The sequence below is a fragment of the Enterocloster clostridioformis genome, from assembly GCF_020297485.1.
Lineage (GTDB): Bacteria > Bacillota > Clostridia > Lachnospirales > Lachnospiraceae > Enterocloster > Enterocloster clostridioformis.
Genome location: NZ_JAIWZC010000001.1, coordinates 4,514,602 through 4,530,085, shown reverse-complemented (window position 1 = coordinate 4,530,085; position 15,484 = coordinate 4,514,602). Strand labels below are relative to the sequence as shown.

At 48.5% G+C, this 15,484-nt stretch carries 17 protein-coding genes and 2 tRNA genes; 5 read left to right on the top strand and 14 right to left on the bottom strand.

The features are described 5' to 3' along the window. From LA360_RS22715 to LA360_RS22655, 13 genes are all read right to left on the bottom strand, one after another. Window positions 1-1,890, bottom strand: a complete 1,890-nt coding sequence (locus tag LA360_RS22715; protein WP_057571680.1) for a BglG family transcription antiterminator — start codon at window positions 1,888-1,890, stop codon at window positions 1-3. Window positions 1,891-2,315: 425 nt separating this feature from the next. Then, window positions 2,316-2,386 (bottom strand) — tRNA-Gly (locus tag LA360_RS22710). Window positions 2,387-2,412: 26 nt separating this feature from the next. Continuing rightward, window positions 2,413-2,487: transfer RNA gene (locus tag LA360_RS22705), tRNA-Pro, on the bottom strand. A gap of 89 nt (window positions 2,488-2,576) precedes the next feature. After that, on the bottom strand, window positions 2,577-3,077 hold the full coding sequence (locus LA360_RS22700) for a metallophosphoesterase family protein (protein ID WP_002586026.1): 501 nt from the start codon (window positions 3,075-3,077) through the stop codon (window positions 2,577-2,579). 19 nt (window positions 3,078-3,096) lie between these two features. Continuing rightward, window positions 3,097-3,696 (bottom strand): RdgB/HAM1 family non-canonical purine NTP pyrophosphatase, encoded by a 600-nt coding sequence (rdgB, locus tag LA360_RS22695; protein ID WP_022203000.1) that lies wholly within the window; start codon window positions 3,694-3,696, stop codon window positions 3,097-3,099. Between the two features lie 41 nt (window positions 3,697-3,737). Further along, the gene (locus LA360_RS22690; protein WP_057571712.1) at window positions 3,738-5,303 is read right to left on the bottom strand and encodes a lectin like domain-containing protein; all 1,566 of its coding nucleotides are present in this window, start codon (window positions 5,301-5,303) and stop codon (window positions 3,738-3,740) included. Window positions 5,304-5,492: 189 nt separating this feature from the next. After that, a complete protein-coding gene (locus LA360_RS22685; RefSeq protein ID WP_112482898.1) occupies window positions 5,493-6,638 on the bottom strand; it encodes a THUMP domain-containing class I SAM-dependent RNA methyltransferase in 1,146 nt (381 codons plus the stop codon). 30 nt (window positions 6,639-6,668) lie between these two features. After that, window positions 6,669-7,226 (bottom strand): phosphodiesterase, encoded by a 558-nt coding sequence (gene yfcE, locus LA360_RS22680; RefSeq protein WP_057571678.1) that lies wholly within the window; start codon window positions 7,224-7,226, stop codon window positions 6,669-6,671. A gap of 35 nt (window positions 7,227-7,261) precedes the next feature. Further along, window positions 7,262-7,594 carry a rhodanese-like domain-containing protein gene (locus LA360_RS22675; RefSeq protein WP_002577645.1) on the bottom strand — a complete coding sequence of 111 codons (333 nt, stop codon included), beginning with the start codon at window positions 7,592-7,594 and terminating at the stop codon, window positions 7,262-7,264. 181 nt (window positions 7,595-7,775) lie between these two features. Further along, entirely contained in the window at window positions 7,776-7,997 is a 222-nt protein-coding gene (locus LA360_RS22670; RefSeq protein ID WP_112482900.1) for a hypothetical protein, read from the bottom strand. Window positions 7,998-8,185: 188 nt separating this feature from the next. Then, the gene (locus LA360_RS22665; protein ID WP_022200722.1) at window positions 8,186-9,088 is read right to left on the bottom strand and encodes an alpha/beta hydrolase; all 903 of its coding nucleotides are present in this window, start codon (window positions 9,086-9,088) and stop codon (window positions 8,186-8,188) included. A gap of 131 nt (window positions 9,089-9,219) precedes the next feature. Then, on the bottom strand, window positions 9,220-9,693 hold the full coding sequence (locus LA360_RS22660) for a DUF3237 domain-containing protein (protein ID WP_002586019.1): 474 nt from the start codon (window positions 9,691-9,693) through the stop codon (window positions 9,220-9,222). A 41-nt stretch (window positions 9,694-9,734) separates the two neighbouring features. Then, a complete protein-coding gene (locus tag LA360_RS22655; protein WP_318653994.1) occupies window positions 9,735-10,163 on the bottom strand; it encodes a tripartite tricarboxylate transporter permease in 429 nt (142 codons plus the stop codon). On the opposite strand from LA360_RS22655, the gene LA360_RS31575 reads away from it, so the two are divergent. The 3 genes from LA360_RS31575 to LA360_RS22640 are packed head-to-tail and all read left to right on the top strand — an operon-like array spanning window position 10,059 to window position 12,066. Continuing rightward, window positions 10,059-10,454: a LysR family transcriptional regulator gene (locus LA360_RS31575; protein ID WP_318653993.1), complete on the top strand. Its 396-nt coding sequence runs from the start codon at window positions 10,059-10,061 to the stop codon at window positions 10,452-10,454. The two genes, LA360_RS22655 and LA360_RS31575, sit on opposite strands and share 105 nt — an antisense overlap. Window positions 10,455-10,483: 29 nt before the next feature. Then, the gene (locus tag LA360_RS22645) at window positions 10,484-11,233 is read left to right on the top strand and encodes a LysR family transcriptional regulator substrate-binding protein (protein ID WP_002586014.1); all 750 of its coding nucleotides are present in this window, start codon (window positions 10,484-10,486) and stop codon (window positions 11,231-11,233) included. After that, the gene (locus LA360_RS22640; protein WP_089774721.1) at window positions 11,215-12,066 is read left to right on the top strand and encodes a LysR family transcriptional regulator; all 852 of its coding nucleotides are present in this window, start codon (window positions 11,215-11,217) and stop codon (window positions 12,064-12,066) included. Before LA360_RS22645 ends, LA360_RS22640 begins: the two co-directional genes overlap by 19 nt. 160 nt (window positions 12,067-12,226) lie before the next feature. Here the strand turns inward: LA360_RS22640 and LA360_RS22630 are convergent, their stop codons facing one another. Then, window positions 12,227-12,844 (bottom strand): YesL family protein, encoded by a 618-nt coding sequence (locus LA360_RS22630; protein ID WP_225537657.1) that lies wholly within the window; start codon window positions 12,842-12,844, stop codon window positions 12,227-12,229. 365 nt (window positions 12,845-13,209) lie between these two features. Between LA360_RS22630 and LA360_RS22625 the strand changes: the two genes are divergently transcribed. Both LA360_RS22625 and LA360_RS22620 read left to right on the top strand, forming a co-directional pair. Then, window positions 13,210-14,505, top strand: a complete 1,296-nt coding sequence (locus tag LA360_RS22625) for an ABC transporter substrate-binding protein (RefSeq protein ID WP_022200768.1) — start codon at window positions 13,210-13,212, stop codon at window positions 14,503-14,505. Between the two features lie 70 nt (window positions 14,506-14,575). Continuing rightward, window positions 14,576-15,475 (top strand): carbohydrate ABC transporter permease, encoded by a 900-nt coding sequence (locus tag LA360_RS22620; protein WP_027640738.1) that lies wholly within the window; start codon window positions 14,576-14,578, stop codon window positions 15,473-15,475. Window positions 15,476-15,484 lie beyond the last annotated feature (9 nt).

Sequence of the window (15,484 nt, the reverse complement as noted above, 5' to 3'; positions counted from 1 at the left end):
TTATCTCCCCTCCGTAATGATATTCTGTATGAATTCCGTCATGGCCCAATCCGGACAATTATCCATGAGATAGACCATTTTCGACGCAAAAAGCATAAAATCCCAATTGGACATATCCATAATCACCTTATCCAGCTTCTTCCTGCATAAATCCGTCACAAACTCACACCGGTTAATGCCCGCCTCATTATGGATATAGACAAACTCCACCTCCTTTAACGCAGTGACCTTTAACAGCCCTGTTACCGGAATCTCCGTTGGCTTCCGGTTCCTCACCTCTATGGTGCATCCGATATCGTACAGGTCATTCCTGGTTCTGATCAGCTCCCGCAAATACAAATCCTCCCTGTGACGGCATGACTTCAGCAGATTGTTGACAACCGTGCAGTCCTTCTCATCCAGCAGCGGCGAAACCAGCGCATAAGGTATCACATGTTCCCCGCTCCCCAGGGGCACCGTGGACAAAATCAAATCATACTGTTTCTGGGACATGTTAAGAAACCGGTTGTAATCACAGCTCAGCACAGACCACTGCGGATAATTCTGGGACAGCTTATGCTTCAGTATATTGGTTATGCTGTTGGACATGTTGGAAACCAGAATCACATTCATTTTCTCCTCGTCGGCCAGCAGCTCGCCCTGTATGTACAGCATCAGATAACAAATCTCATCAAAGCTTATCTCCGGCAGCCTGAACTTTTCCGTCAGTATCCTGCATATAATCTGGCATACATTGATGGTACCCTTATAATTATCCAGCAGTATATCTATGATAGGATTCCTGGCCGGGGTACTGGACGCTGCCCGGTTCAGCATCAGCGTGATATGGGATACCACATTCACATAAAATGTTGATTTTGTTCTGAGATTGATTCCTGTAATCACGGAAAATGCGTCGATAAAATCTTCACCAAAGGCCACGGCCGTTTTCCTGGACTCTTCCTCCGGCAGCTCCTTCTGGAGCAGGAAATTTCCCAAATGGGTGGCGGCCAGAATATTATAGATATGTGAGGTCTCAGACACCGACAGCGTATACCGGTAAGAGCCGCTCAGGCGGGAGGCCAGTTCAAACGCCATGGCGTTCAGGGGATCTCCGTCCTGTTTCCGGTAATTGCTTTTTAAGATCGGCTCCATGAAAAATCCATTTCTCACCCTGTAAATCATCACCAGCAAATTCACGGAAAATTCCATGTACTCCAGCTCATCAAACCTGTATCCGGCGGACGTCTCAATGTGTTTTATGAGTCCTTCCACGAAATTCAGGTCTTCCTCCGTAAAGATGTCCAGAATCGTCATCAGCGTATCCGACTCAAACATACCTGCCGCGGCCGGACCTCCGCCGGCATTGACATTTATATTATTGTCCAGGATGTACAGCAGCAGTTCCGCCAGGGCCTTCCGAAGACAGCTCTCTGTTCCCTCCACCGATGTTCCCCCATGTCCCTGGGCGATTCTCAATTCATGCTTTCCGGCAAAAGGCACCAGGGCTTTCAAGTCCCCGGCTATGCTGCTCTTGCTCACATAATATTTGTAGGCAAGTCCTGACAGCGAGGTGGTCTCATCCGAATAGAGCAGAAGGTTCAGGGCGATATCCATTCTTCTGGACAATTGATTCCAGGACCCGGATAATGCGCCGGAATCCATAAGCTCCATCATAAAGGCTGAATTCATCAGCCTTCCCCTCTCCTCCTCATTGACTTCAAGCTTGATTCCGGTTCCGGGCCGGCTCTCGACGGCTCCGTTATAGGACATCAGAATCTCATTGACTCCGGGAATCATTCTGCGCAGCGTCTTGTCCGATACATCCATTTTCCCCGCGTAGAAGCTCACGGGCAGATACTCTTCGTGTTCCAGTAAAAGTCTCAAGAATGCAATCTGTCTTGAATTCACGTCTTATCCTCTCCATACCTCCCAGGTGCCTTCTGATAACTTGATTATAACAAGAGCTCCTGAGGATTGTTAGCTTTGCGGTTTCCTTAATTTGACCGGAACCATGTGGACAAAACTGTACGCGCATCTGTACATAAAGCTGCATCTGTACGTCCTGGCCCGGTGAATATCTGTCTATTGTACCATGACAGCCTTTGTAATATAAGGTGGGGGAATAAGCCTTGAACCTGGGCGGGATGGGGGGCGGGATGGGGGGGGATGGGCGGACGGGATGGGCGGACGGCCGGAAACGGCATCAGAATAGGGTATAAATGGAATCTTGCAAAATGGAAAGCGTGAAAAGGGAAACACAAAAAGGATATCCCAAAAAGGAAAGCGCAAAAAAGGAAGCCCCAATGCAAAAGGCTTCCCTGACAAAAAAAGAGAGCAGGTGATGGGAATCGAACCCACGTATCTAGCTTGGAAGGCTAGTGTTCTACCATTGAACTACACCTGCATATGACTTAATCTATTTAATTATAATCGGGGTGACAGGATTTGAACCTGCGACCTCCTGGTCCCAAACCAGGCGCTCTAGCCAAGCTGAGCCACACCCCGGCGCTGGCATAATATAACCTGTCATCCAATCCCGTCTCTCGACGCAAGGATTATTATATACTATGCCTTCACAAATGTCAACAAAAATCCTACAGAAAATTCAGCGAAAAATGAGCCTCTCCCTCTTTGTCAATCTCCATGAGCATGAAAGAGGGCTTATGTCCGTCCTGGCGGGGATAGGACAGGCTTCCCGGATTCAGCACAATCAAATCCTTATCTCCTTCCTTTTTCTCCATCTCGTAGAAGGGCCTGTGGGTATGCCCGAACATGACAATGTCAAAGCCTCTGGCTCTGGCCTCCTGTTTCAGATACTCAGCCCCCACAGAGACATTATAGTAGTGTCCGTGGGTCAGAAGGGTCTTATACCTTCCAATCATCAGTTCCTTCTCTTTATCCAGACATGAAAAAAAGTCATTGTTTCCCAAAATAATCTCTAAATCGCAGTCTTCATTGACCCAGGTGGCAATGGCATGTTCACTCCCCTCTGCGTCTCCCAAATGAATCAGCATATCCAGCGGTCCGGTGCGCCGGATCACCTCTTTTAGATTCTCATCCCTTCTATGGGTGTCACTGACAATTAATATCCTCATCCTTCGTCCTCTCCATCTCTTACTTAAGCACACCTTCCAGGGCCTCCTTCATAGCCCTTAACGCCTTCCCCCTGTGGCTGATTTCATTCTTCTGCTCCATGGTAATTTCAGCGGATGTCTTGCCGAACTGAGGCAGATAGAGAATGGGATCATACCCAAAACCGCCATTTCCGGCCGGTTCCACGGCGATAAGCCCCTCCATCACAGCCTCTGTGTGGAGTACCCGGCCGTCCGGCAGCATGGCTGCGATGCTGCACACAAACCTGGCGCCGCGCTCCTGTCCCCTGGCCTCCTTAAGACGCTCTATGATACTCCGGTTCTTAACCTCATAGGGCGTATCCTCGCCCAAGTACCGGGCAGAGTAGATACCCGGCTCCCCGCCAATATAATCCACCTCCAGGCCGGAGTCATCCGCCAGTACAATATCCCCTGTCAGATTCCACACAGCCCTTGCCTTAATCTCGGCATTCTCCCCAAAGGTGGTGCCGTCCTCCACGATTTCCGGTTCAGCGCCCGCTTCCTTCATGGAAAGTATGGGCAGCCCCAAATCAGCCAGTATAAGGCGTATCTCCCGCATCTTTCCCTCATTGCCCGTTGCAAATATGATTCTGTGTCCCATATCCAAAGCCCTCTGCCTTCTGTTCCTTTTATAATTCTCTGTTATTTCTTTGTATATGCCTTCAGGCACAGGTTGCAGGACTGTGTTTCCTCCACATGTTCCCACACCTTTCCGTCATGACTCAGATACCCTTCGCCGTCTGTTAAGTCCACCTGGGCAATACCGTCCCCTGCGTTGTATTCAATGGCCACCGGATGTACGGTACCGGGCGTTATTATTTTAATTATTATAGCAAATTTTTCGTTGTCCTCCAAGGGGATTTTTTTATCCAGCACAATTGTGTAATAACCGGCATTGTCCAGTCTGCCCTTTGCCAGCAAAATCCTCTTATCCAGGGCGCGGTCCATTTCCCCGGCTCCCGCGTCCGGCAGGTTCCGGGCCGCATACAACTCGTACTCTGTATTCTTGTCCGTTGCATAGAAACCTGCGGCAGCCAGATTCTCTCCCTTACCGGCCCTGTAGGCATTGGCAAACCAAGCCTCGTCCTGCCCGTAGCCAATCTGTCCCACCCATCCGCACAGATCGCTCTGGTGGATGTAGTCGTAATTGTCCACCGGCTCCACACCTGTGTATACAATATTATGGACACCGATATTGCTGTCAAAATAGGATACATAAAAATATCCCTGGTCCCCAAAATCCTCTCCCCAGCTGTTGGTACAGATAAACGCGCCGTCCCCTGCCAGGTCCAGGTTGAAATTCTCCCTGGAATAATTATCATCCCATCCAACGATAACAGAATCATGATTAGGCTTTTCGTTTCCGATGTAACAATAGGAGTTGGTCTCCCTGTTATAGTAAACGGACTGGCTCCGATAATCCCTCATGGATGTATACAGGGAGCTCTGTACGCCCCCCCTCAGGTACACGGCCCGTTTAATGGCCTCGTAATCCTTGGAGGGAAGAACCTGGATCTCCTGTACATGCACGCTGGGCGTAAGGCCGTCCGGCGAAACTCCGTCTCCGTATGGGTCCTGGGATTCCGGCACCGGTCCCTGCCAGGCCAGCAGATAGGCCATGGACATGGTATATTCTCCGCCCTCGTCCTGTCCCAGGAGAAAACTGTTGTGCATGGACATATGGTCCACCGCAAAGGTCATGGGCTTTCCCGGAAGCAGGGAGGACTCCAGGGCAGTCAGAGACGCAAAGGCCCAGCAGGTTCCCAGGGATCCCTGGTTTCCAATCTGGGGCGCCCTGCCCGTCTTTCGGTAGTCATAGGCAGAAGGAAGCTTTACATTGGCCATGTCCCGCCTGTTCCACTGGTACACGCTGTCTGCGCCGGATGTTTCAGAGACAGACGGATTTCTATTTCCGCCGGTATCGCCCATGCGGTTTTCTGCGGCATCCTCTCCGTTCCCCGGCGTACCCGCGCCGCCTGCTGCCGCAGGACTTTCTTCCCCGCCAGGATTCCGGGTTCCGTCAGGGTTCCGGCTGCTGTCAGGGTCCTGAATGCCGTTTGTATTCTGTGCCCCGCCTGGGTTTTGTGTCTCAGCAGGATTCCGCGTCGGGGCGCATCCGGCCGTACCCAAAGACAATGTAACCGCCAGAAACAGGACCGCTGCTTTTTTCCTTATTCCATTTTTTATTATATCTGATACAACAACCATGGCCGTCCTCTCAATTTCAACCGTTCTCCCGGAGCTCCATCCACTCAGAAACTGTACTGCCAGCGCTGAATATTTTGTCATTCTGCAAGGCGGGGGAAGGAAGCGGAGTGGGCCTCCGCTGACTGACGACAACGCGGCAGATGGCAAAATAGGCAGTGCTGGAAGTGCTGTTTCCGGCTGGATGGAGCACTAGCTGTGCCTGGGCGGTCTTGGCCCCATGAACTGATAGAAATAGGTTTTCAGCATACCGTTGTATATCTTCCTGTTTTTGTCTGCCTTCCGTCCAATGTACTTCTGCGCATCTTCATAGGAAGTAATGAGGTACATGGACCAGGAATCCAGAGCCGCAAAGCGCTCCCCTATCTCCCGGTATAACGCGGGAAGGTTTTCCTTTTCCTCAATTCTCTCACCGTAAGGGGGATTAGATATGATGAAGCCGTATTTCTTGGGATGGCTCATCGCGCTGACCGGGCGCCGCTGAAAGTGAATCATATGGTCCACTCCGGCTGACTGGGCATTGGACCTGGCTGCTTTCACAATATCACCGTCCACGTCGTATCCCTGGATATCCACCTGAACATCCTCTTCCACCAGGTCACCCGCCTCATCCATGGCTTCATACCAGCATTTGCGCTTGATCACGTTCCTCCACTCCTCTGCCAGGAAGGAACGGTTCATACCCGGCGCCATCTTGGCTGCCATCATGGCTGCCTCAATGGGAAATGTACCGCTTCCGCAGAAGGGGTCCACCAGAATTCTGTCCCGGTTCCAGGGCGTCAAAAGAATCAGGGCAGCCGCAAGAGTCTCTGTGATGGGCGCTTTGCTGGCCAGTGTCCTGTACCCGCGTTTATGCAGGGACTCCCCGCTGGTGTCAATTCCCACCGTCACCATATCTTTATAGAGGAACACCCTCAGCGGATAGCTGGCCCCATTTTCAGGGAACCAGGTGACTCCATAACGGTTTTTCAGCCGCTCCACCATGGCTTTCTTCATTATAGACTGGATATCCGACGGGCTGAACAGCTTGCTCTTGATGGAAGAAGCCTTTGTCACCCAAAACTTCCCGTCTTCCGGTATAAAATCCTCCCAGGGTATATTTCTGGTGCCCTGAAACAACTCCTCAAAGGTCTTCGCTTTAAAGCTTCCCGCCTTGAGAAGCACTCTCTCTGCTGTGCGCAGAAACACATTGGCGCGGCAAATGGCCTCGTCATCTCCTATAAACGTGACGCGGCCGTCCTCCACCAGGGATATCTCATATCCCAGGTCCAAAATTTCTTTTTTAAGTACTGCCTCCAGCCCAAAATGGCAGGGGGCAATTAATTCAAATGTTTTCAATCAATTTTCCTCTCAATCAGCCTCTCTTTGTTACAGCTTCAGTTCCTTGACCACTTCACCCTCCAGGGTCCGTATGGAGAACACCCCATCCTCCAGCATGGCATAGGTATTGGGATTGCCTCCCTTTGGGATGGACACAGAACCTGGGTTTAACACGGTAATGTGCCTGCCCCCTTCCGCCTCAATGGTCTCGGCCTTCAGTATATGGGTATGACCGTGGACCAGGATGTCTCCGTCCTGCAGTGGCGGAAGGTGGTCCTGGTTGTATACATGCCCGTGAGTGGCATAAAAAGCCTTCTCCTCCAATACCAACAGACTATAGTCAGCCAGTATGGGAAACTCCAGGACCATCTGGTCCACTTCGGTGTCGCAGTTTCCCCTGATTGCATATATCTGGTTCTTAAGGGGATTCAGCATGGCAATCACTTCCTTGGGGGCATATTCCCTTGGAAGGTCATTGCGGGGACCGTGATACAGGATGTCTCCCAGAATCACAAGCCGTCCGGCTCCCGATTCACTGTATATATCCAGCATCCTCCTGCAATAATATGCAGAACCGTGTATATCAGATGCAAACATTATCTTCATGGGTCTGTCTCCTCTAAAATAGAATAATCACGTTTCTATTCTAAAGCCGAAAGCGGCCTCCTGTCAATGTATTTCCCCCTGTAATTCAACATTCCGCCCGCCAGGTCCACGGCATGATACCCCATCCTCCACAAGTCCCGGCAGACCACCATGCTTTTGGCCCCTCTGTCACAGTAAAATACAATGGTCCCGTCCTTGCGGATTTCCCCCATCAGGTCCTCAAGCTCATCATAGGGAATGTTCACGCTCCCCCATATCCTGTCCTGTTCAAACATCCAGGGTTCCCTCAGGTCCACCAGCTGCGCAATCTTTCCCTGTTCCATCCATTGGTCAAACTGTCTGTATGATATCATTGGAAATGTCGTCATTTCCCACTCACCTTCCCTTTCTGTCACGTTCTGTCCTGGCCAAAGCCTGTCATATGTGTCCTACTACCAATATATGCAGGCATTTCAACAGGGTGAGGACAAGAAAAAGCCCACTCCGCGTCATGCGAAGCAGGCTCCTTCCATCAACTGTACTCAGTGCGCTGCAGCCTTTTCGATAATATTAGAAGTTGTTGTTCTGGCTGCTGTTGCGGCTGCTGTTCTGAGAGCTGTTCTGAGAACTGTTTCTGGAGCTGTTCTGAGAGCTGTTCTGAGAATTGTTCTGAGAATTGTTCTGAGAACTGTTCCTGGAGCTGTTCTGAGAGCTGTTCTGGCTGTTATTCTGCTGGCTGTAGTTTCTTGAGCTGTTTTCCATGTCGTTGTTGAAGTTATTCCTATTAGACATCTTCAATACCTCCTAAAAACATTCTTATTTAGTTACAGCCTTAGTATGGCAGAATTGCACCACTTTTATACGATAAAATAAAAAAGGTTTCTTTTTTCCATAAAATCCCGTTTTCCGCAAAATGATGATAAAAGCCCCATAGTACCAGTGTTTATGCTGGGTTCAGGGCTTGCTCTTATTTGCCTTCTTTAATTCAGCCTTGCCTGCTGAATCATCGAAATCACCAATTCCTGGCCCGCCTCCCACTCTTCCGTGCAGTGTATGATAAAACCGTGATTGGATTGGGTGAAGCATTTAAGTGTTACTTTATTTCCCATGGCCGCCACGCGCACTGCATAATCAAAATCCTCAAAGCGGAAATTATCATAACCCGCCGCCACCACTAAAGTCTCCGGGAGGCCTTTCAGCATCTCATCATCCGCCAGGAGGGGACTGCAGTACGGATTCTTCGCTTTCTCAAGCTCCCCATCGGTGTATGCCTCGGTGAACATTCGTCCGCGCTCCACCGGGATCATGTTCGTTTTCGCTTCCTTTTTGTCTGCGGGATCCGTAGCCATATCAAAAGCGCCGTAATCCAGTACCTGCAGGCACAGAGCGAAATCCCCAGTCTGCTTTGCTTTCAGAACCGCTGCCGCAGTCAGGTTCGCGCCCGCGCTGTGTCCTCCCATGGAAACCCGTTTTTCATCCGCATCCCATTCGCCCAGCTTGGAAAATGTCCAGCGGCATACCTCATACGTCTCGTCAAAAGCCGTGGGAAACGGATATTCCGGTGCAAGTTTGTAATCCACATCCACCACAATCCCCCGGATCGCGTCCGCCACCTTGGCAGAATATATCTCATCACGCTCCACATGGGGACGGACGAAGCCCCCGCCATGGACATTGATATGTACCGGGCAGTTGGCCGTCCGGTTCTTCGCCGTAAAAATATAGCAGGTGACCTCATCATTTTCCCCCACCGGAATTACCACAGTCTCTTTGTCCGCTAGTTCCAGATTCTTTCGGTACTCCGGGGTAATATTTTCCTTTGCAACGCTGGTTCCTCGCAAATGCTCTGCCAGCTGCTCTTTTCTTTCTTTACTTAATGCCATTCGCTTCTCCTCCTTCGCCTGCCTGCTTTTGCAAACCGGTTGTCCACTTTCTCTTGTTCCTAATGAACTGTCCATCAATTACTTGTGCATTTCGCGTAAGATTCTGTTGGCAAGCACCTAATCCAGGCAAATCACAGCATTCGGTAAATGACGATATCCACGCCGCCAACTCCATCCTTCACGCTCCCGGACAGAGCGCCCACGTACGCACCGTAATTCAGCCACTCATACCTGCCCGCCGGGGCAAAAAACCTGGGCGTTGTTACAATATAAGGCTGCCCGCCCCGTTTATCACGCTTCCCGGAATTCTGTATCTCGATAAACACACCATCATCTGTCTGGAGCAGATACCTCGCGTAAACCTCCACGCTGGTAAAATGCTCTGGGGCATCACCGCCGAATCCCGTATTCCAGTCTGCTCCGCCCATAGGAAATACTGTCCCGTTAATGCGTGCGCCGTGGAACTCGCCACCGGTAATATAGATTGCCCGCAGAAGGCCGAAATCATTTTTCCCCACCGGAATCCTCATATCGTCCGGACAATTTGCGCGGATGGTCATCACCTTCTCCGCTTTCAGCTCGGTCAATTCCATTTTTTCTTCCATACCGAAAAATCCTCCCTTCCCTTATCCTGTATATACAGAGCTTATGCTGTTCTCTTTTTCTGCAGCAGCGGCTTTATGTACGGGCTGACCACGCAGAACACGGCCACCAGCAAAAAGAGCAGGGATACCGGACGGGTGATAAAGCTGCTGTAATCACCCTTGGAATAGCTGACTCCCTTGCGGAAATATTCCTCCAGCTTGCCGCCCAGAATAAAGGACAGAATCAGCGGGCTGGCAGGAATCTTGAACACATCCAGCATCACCCCCAGAGCCGCAAAGGCCAGCACACAGAGCACGTTAAAGGTAGTATTGGTGCTGGTAAACGCGCCGATAAAGCACATCACCAGAATCACGCCATAAAGATAATGATACGGAAGCTTCAGCAGCATGGGGAACCACCTCATGCCGAAAAACTGCTCCACCAAAACAAAAACCGCAGACACCATAACAGCCGCAAAAATCAGATACACGATCTGCGGATTGGAAGAAATCAGCAGAGGGCCAGGCTGCAGGCCATGAATCATTACAAACTTATGATGGGGTGTGTGATGAATACAAAAGCCTGCGAATACATTGTGGCGATTGCAGAAAAAAAGAACCTGTCTGCGGCAGCGGCCAGCCTAGGGATCTCCCAGCCCACATTATCTTCCTTTTTAAGCAATACGGAACGGAATTTAAAACAGACACTTTTCACCCGGCAAAAAAAGAATTTGTCCCGACCCCGGCTGGACAGATCTATCTGGAAGCCTGTCGGGAAATAATCCAGGTAAAGAACCGGACCTATCAGTCCATGCTTTCTTTAAGCAGCCAGTACACAGACCGTTTTACGGTCGGCGTTACCCCGCACCGGGGGAGCACTGTATTCAGCAAGGCCTTCGCCCAATTCTATCGCCGCTATCCGAATATTTATATTGATATAAAAGAAGGCTACCTGGTTTCTCTTCTGCAGGCCCTGGACAACCACGAGACAGACCTTGTACTAGGATCCGTCACGAAAGAGGATATGATTACTTACAATGTCATGCAGAACAGCATTGACGAGCTTTATCTCTGTGTCCCCGATTTCCACCCTCTGGCTTCCTTAGCAAGCCCGCCCACGGCACCCAAGGCCCAGATCAATGTGGAACGTTTTCAGGATACGCCTTTTGTCATGTGGGGGCCGGACACCACTAACCGGAAGGTTGTCCTGGGCCGACTGTCGGAAGTCGGCATGAAACCTACCATTGTATACGAAAGCAATAACGTTCTTCTGATCGACCAGATGATCCAGGGCGGAGTAGGGGTGGGGTTTTTGCCGGATGCTTACTGCAGGCCGAACCAGCACCGCGTGTATTTTTCATTAAATCCGCCCCTGACCTGCGCCATCGGAACGATTTACCGAAAAAATGAGCGGCTCACCCGGCCCCAGCGCTATTTCGCTTACCTGATCGCAAAAGCGCAGATGTTTTCCGTCAACCCATGGGGAGTGGACTTTAATGAGCTTACTATGGAGCTGGTAAAAGAATTCGAAGAGGAAGATGGATGGACACCAGACAATTAGAATACATACTTACCATTGCAGAAGAAAAAAACTTATCCCGGGCGGCGGACCGACTGTTCCTCACCCAGTCCGCCCTCAGTCAGCAGCTCTCCAAGCTGGAGGCCGAGGGACTGCCGCCGCTCTTTACCCGGCACAAGGGAGAAATGCAGCTCACTGATGCCGGGAAAATCTATATCAACGGAGCCCGCTCCATTTTGAAAATCAAGGGGGATGCGCAAGAAGCCTTAAAGGATCTGAGCCAAGCAAAAATCCACCACATCCACATCGGTGTCTGCAGGCTGTTTCAGCCTTTATACTATGAGCGGATCCTGCCTTGGCTGAAACGTTCTTACCCGGATGTGGAAGTCACCGCAGTCACCCCGAAGCTAGGGCAAGTCCGCAGCCTGCTGGAAAACAACGAAATCGACTTGGCCCTGTTCGCCTCCCGGCAACGAAACAAATTTTTAAAATACATCCCCTTGCAGGAGGATGAGCTGGTCACTGCCTTCCTCCCCGCCCTGGAAGGCGCTCCCCTCCCTCTGGCTCTCCCGGCACCGGACACCCATCTGCGTCAGCTGGCCGACGAAGCCTGCGGGAACGCCCAGCAGCTGATGCCCATCTACGCCGAACCGGAGGACCTGCGTTCCGCCATCGCTTTAGCCAAAATGGGGGAATGCGCCGCCCTGATCCCAAAAAGCCTGGTGCGCGGAACAGGCCTGGCCTGCTCCAGCTTAAATCCGCCCTTCCATTACCAGAATACTATTGTGATCCGGCGGGGAACTCCTCTGCCCATTATCCGGGATATCTGTGATTGGATCCAGCGTTATGGGTTCCGGGATGGATGCCAGGCGTGAGGGGACAGCCTTCATATGGCGGGCATTGACCACCATAGCATTCAGGTCTGAGGATTCAAGGATGTTATACAGAGGCTTCCAATAAGAAAGGGGCGGCTTTCTGTATAATGTCGTTTAGTTAGACAATCCCGCCCAAGCTTTGCAAGGCTGCGCTACTCTTTTACAAGTAAGGCCTGAACATTCTGTAAAACAAAAGGGAATTGATGTAGGCGGTTAAACCAAATCCAAAAAAGAACCAGCAATAGGCATAAAGCGGCAAAAGTTTTAAGTCTAAATAAGTCATAATCATAGGGAGCGTTGAAATTGTCACAATCGCTAAAGTAGATGGAATGTGCATAAAGGCGAAAGCAAACGCATTTTTGACAAGCTGTCTGGTAGTGTTAGAAAATACTGCAATCACTGGGAATATGTAAAGCGCCAGAATGAGCAGTAGTACAGCCACTCCAAATGATGCGCAGAGTAGGAGTTGTCCTGTGATGGATGGGGAGGACCACAAAAATCCAATGTTCGTGATTAAGATAAAGGCTGCGGCAATCATGCTAAGCCAGACAATCAATGACTGCACAAAGTTTTCCTTCAAGGCGTGGAAGAAGGTGCGGATTGTTCCATAGTCATTTCCCTTGATTGAACGGAGCATACAATGATACAGTGCAGTAAGGGAGGGACCGATAGTAATGATGGGAATACAGCACAGAAGGAAGATCAGATTCGCAATTACAATATCGCCGATTTTATTTAAAAAGATATGGACTACGTTGTTTTCATTCAATAGATTCATATAGGTTTCCTCGACTTTCTCGTTTTTATGAGCATCAATTCTATTAGGTATTCTAACATCGATTTGTACAGATTGCAAAAGGTTTTGTTCTGAACGAAGAAAAGCAAAAGAAATATAGAAAAATGTTGGGGTGATTTTGAAAAATTATCTTGTAATTCAAAAAAAAGGGTATTGTAATTGGTAAAATGCTGAAAAATTAAAAAGAATGTTATGGAAACAAGAAAAAATACATAAAAATAACATTTTTCCATATAATGCAGACAAATCTCCATTTAACATTATTCCATGTGAAATTATAATAAAAAACAACATATGAAACAGATGCTAAATCAAGTAATCTGACAAAAAAATAAGGGAGGAAAAATATGAAATTTAAGAAGGCGTTGGCTATGGTGTTGGCAGGGGCTATGGCACTTTCACTGGCAGCATGCGGAGGAAACCGAAACAGTGAAAGTACAGATGACAACAAGGAAAAATCAGACAGCGGAGAACTCTCTGTTTCTATCTGGGATTCTTATCAGGAGCCTGGAATCAAAGAGATTCTCGCAGATTTCACAGAAGAGACAGGAATTAAAACAAAGCTTACTGTGGTAAAATGGGACGAGTATTGGACCATGCTGGAAGCAGGTGCACAGGGCGGCTCTCTTCCAGATGTATTTTGGATGCACTCGAACGAAAGTGAAAGATACATGTCTAACGGTATGCTTCTAGACTTAACAGATAAAATTGCGGAAAGTGATACCATTGATCCTGAAAATTATCCAGAGGATATTTGGGGATTGTACACATATAAAGATAAATATTACGCAGTGCCAAAGGACGTGGATACAATCGCTCTGTGGTACAATAAGACGATGTTTGATGAAGCAGGGCTTGCATATCCTACTGCAGACTGGACATGGGACGATGTGACAGAAGCGGCAAAGAAGCTGACAAAAGAAGATGGAAGTCAGTATGGGCTTGCAATGAGAAATGACACCAATCAGGCTGGTTATTACAATATGGTTTTCGATAACGGCGGGTATATCATTAATGATGACAGGACAAAATCAGGCTGGGATGATCCGAAGACAATTGAAGCAATGGAAACATTAGAAGGTTGGATTCAGGATGGTGTGATGCCTTCTCTGGAGACGATGTCTGAAAACAGTGAGGATGTTTTGTTCCAGTCGGGTAAAGTTGCGATGGTATGCCAAGGTTCCTGGATGCTTCCAGCCTATAAGTCTAATGAGTACACGGCTGAGAACTGTGATGTTGTAGAACTTCCGAAAAATGCAACAACAGGAAGAAGAGCTTCCGTATACAATGGGCTTGGATGGGCTGCATCAGCCAACGGCAAAAATACGGAAAATGCATGGAAGTTAATTGAATATTTGGGTTCCAAAGAGGCACAGGAAAAACAGGCAGAACTTGGTGTTACGATGTCCGCATACAAGGGAACATCTGACGCATGGAAAAATTCAGCAGACTTCAATTTACAGGCTTATTTGAACATGATGGATGATATGGAAATCAGGCCATATTCAAGATCTACCGTAACTTGGGAGAATGAGGACAGTGAGTTGTTAAAGAGTGTTTACACAGGCCAAAAGAGTATGGCAGATGTGTGCAAAGAGATGGCAGATCAGATGAACAATAAGCTAGAGGAAGAAGCACAATAAAATTAAAACGTTTCAATTTGTCAGGCAGATTCTTTTGAATCTGCCTGTATTAAAGGAAGTAGTGGTTTGCATGGATAAAAAGAGAAAACTTATGGGAACAAGCAGAGAGCGCAGTGAATTTCTATGGGGCTGGCTGTTTATTTTGCCAACGATGGTAGGGTTGATTATTTTGAATCTCATTCCTATTTTTCAGACAATTTACCAAAGTTTCTTCAAAACAGGGGACTTTGGAAGAGGAAATATTTTTGTTGGATTGGATAATTATGTGAAGGTATTCGGAGATAAAGAAGTATGGCAGGCTCTGATTAATACATTAAAATATGCGATTGTGGAAGTTCCGTTTTCCATTGCTATCGCACTGGTTCTGGCAGTTCTTCTGAACAGAAAGATGAGAGGACGTTCTGTATATAGAACCATCATATTCCTTCCGATGGTTGCGGCTCCGGCAGCAGTGGCTATGGTATGGCGATGGTTATTCAACTCAGATTTTGGATTGATTAATAATCTGTTCCATATTCATGTAAAATGGATTTCTGATCCGAGGATCGCGGTATTTTCGATTGCAGTGATTGGTGTCTGGTCAATACTTGGATACAACATGGTACTATTTCTTTCCGGGCTGCAGGAGATTCCCCATGATTATTATGAGGCGGCAGAAATTGACGGGGCAACAGGAGTGAAAAGCTTTTTTTACATCACAATTCCTTTATTGTCCCCGACAATTTTCTTTGTGCTGGTAACCCGCGTAATTAGTTCCCTTCAGGTATTCGACTTGATTTACATGGTAATAGATAAGACGAATCCGGCACTTGAAAAGACACAGTCACTGGTATATTTATTCTATAAATACGCATTCATTAATAAGAATATGGGATATGGCGCAACGATTGTTGTTCTCCTTCTTGTTCTTACGATGATTCTTACCGTATTCCAGATGATTGGACAGAAAAAATGGGTATTCTATAATTAGGGGGGGCAG

Excerpts from the sequence above, each read along its gene's own strand:
- LA360_RS22700 (WP_002586026.1), bottom strand. The coding sequence starts at position 3,077 with ATGAGGATATTAATTGTCAGTGACACCCATAGAAGGGATGAGAATCTA.
- rdgB (WP_022203000.1), bottom strand. The coding sequence starts at position 3,696 with ATGGGACACAGAATCATATTTGCAACGGGCAATGAGGGAAAGATGCGG.
- LA360_RS22690 (WP_057571712.1), bottom strand. The coding sequence starts at position 5,303 with ATGGTTGTTGTATCAGATATAATAAAAAATGGAATAAGGAAAAAAGCA.
- yfcE (WP_057571678.1), bottom strand. The coding sequence starts at position 7,226 with ATGAAGATAATGTTTGCATCTGATATACACGGTTCTGCATATTATTGC.
- LA360_RS22675 (WP_002577645.1), bottom strand. The coding sequence starts at position 7,594 with ATGACGACATTTCCAATGATATCATACAGACAGTTTGACCAATGGATG.
- LA360_RS22670 (WP_112482900.1), bottom strand. The coding sequence starts at position 7,997 with ATGTCTAATAGGAATAACTTCAACAACGACATGGAAAACAGCTCAAGA.
- LA360_RS22665 (WP_022200722.1), bottom strand. The coding sequence starts at position 9,088 with ATGGCATTAAGTAAAGAAAGAAAAGAGCAGCTGGCAGAGCATTTGCGA.
- LA360_RS22660 (WP_002586019.1), bottom strand. The coding sequence starts at position 9,693 with ATGGAAGAAAAAATGGAATTGACCGAGCTGAAAGCGGAGAAGGTGATG.
- LA360_RS31575 (WP_318653993.1), top strand. The coding sequence starts at position 10,059 with ATGATACGGAAGCTTCAGCAGCATGGGGAACCACCTCATGCCGAAAAA.
- LA360_RS22645 (WP_002586014.1), top strand. The coding sequence starts at position 10,484 with ATGCTTTCTTTAAGCAGCCAGTACACAGACCGTTTTACGGTCGGCGTT.
- LA360_RS22640 (WP_089774721.1), top strand. The coding sequence starts at position 11,215 with ATGGACACCAGACAATTAGAATACATACTTACCATTGCAGAAGAAAAA.
- LA360_RS22630 (WP_225537657.1), bottom strand. The coding sequence starts at position 12,844 with ATGAATCTATTGAATGAAAACAACGTAGTCCATATCTTTTTAAATAAA.
- LA360_RS22625 (WP_022200768.1), top strand. The coding sequence starts at position 13,210 with ATGAAATTTAAGAAGGCGTTGGCTATGGTGTTGGCAGGGGCTATGGCA.
- LA360_RS22620 (WP_027640738.1), top strand. The coding sequence starts at position 14,576 with ATGGATAAAAAGAGAAAACTTATGGGAACAAGCAGAGAGCGCAGTGAA.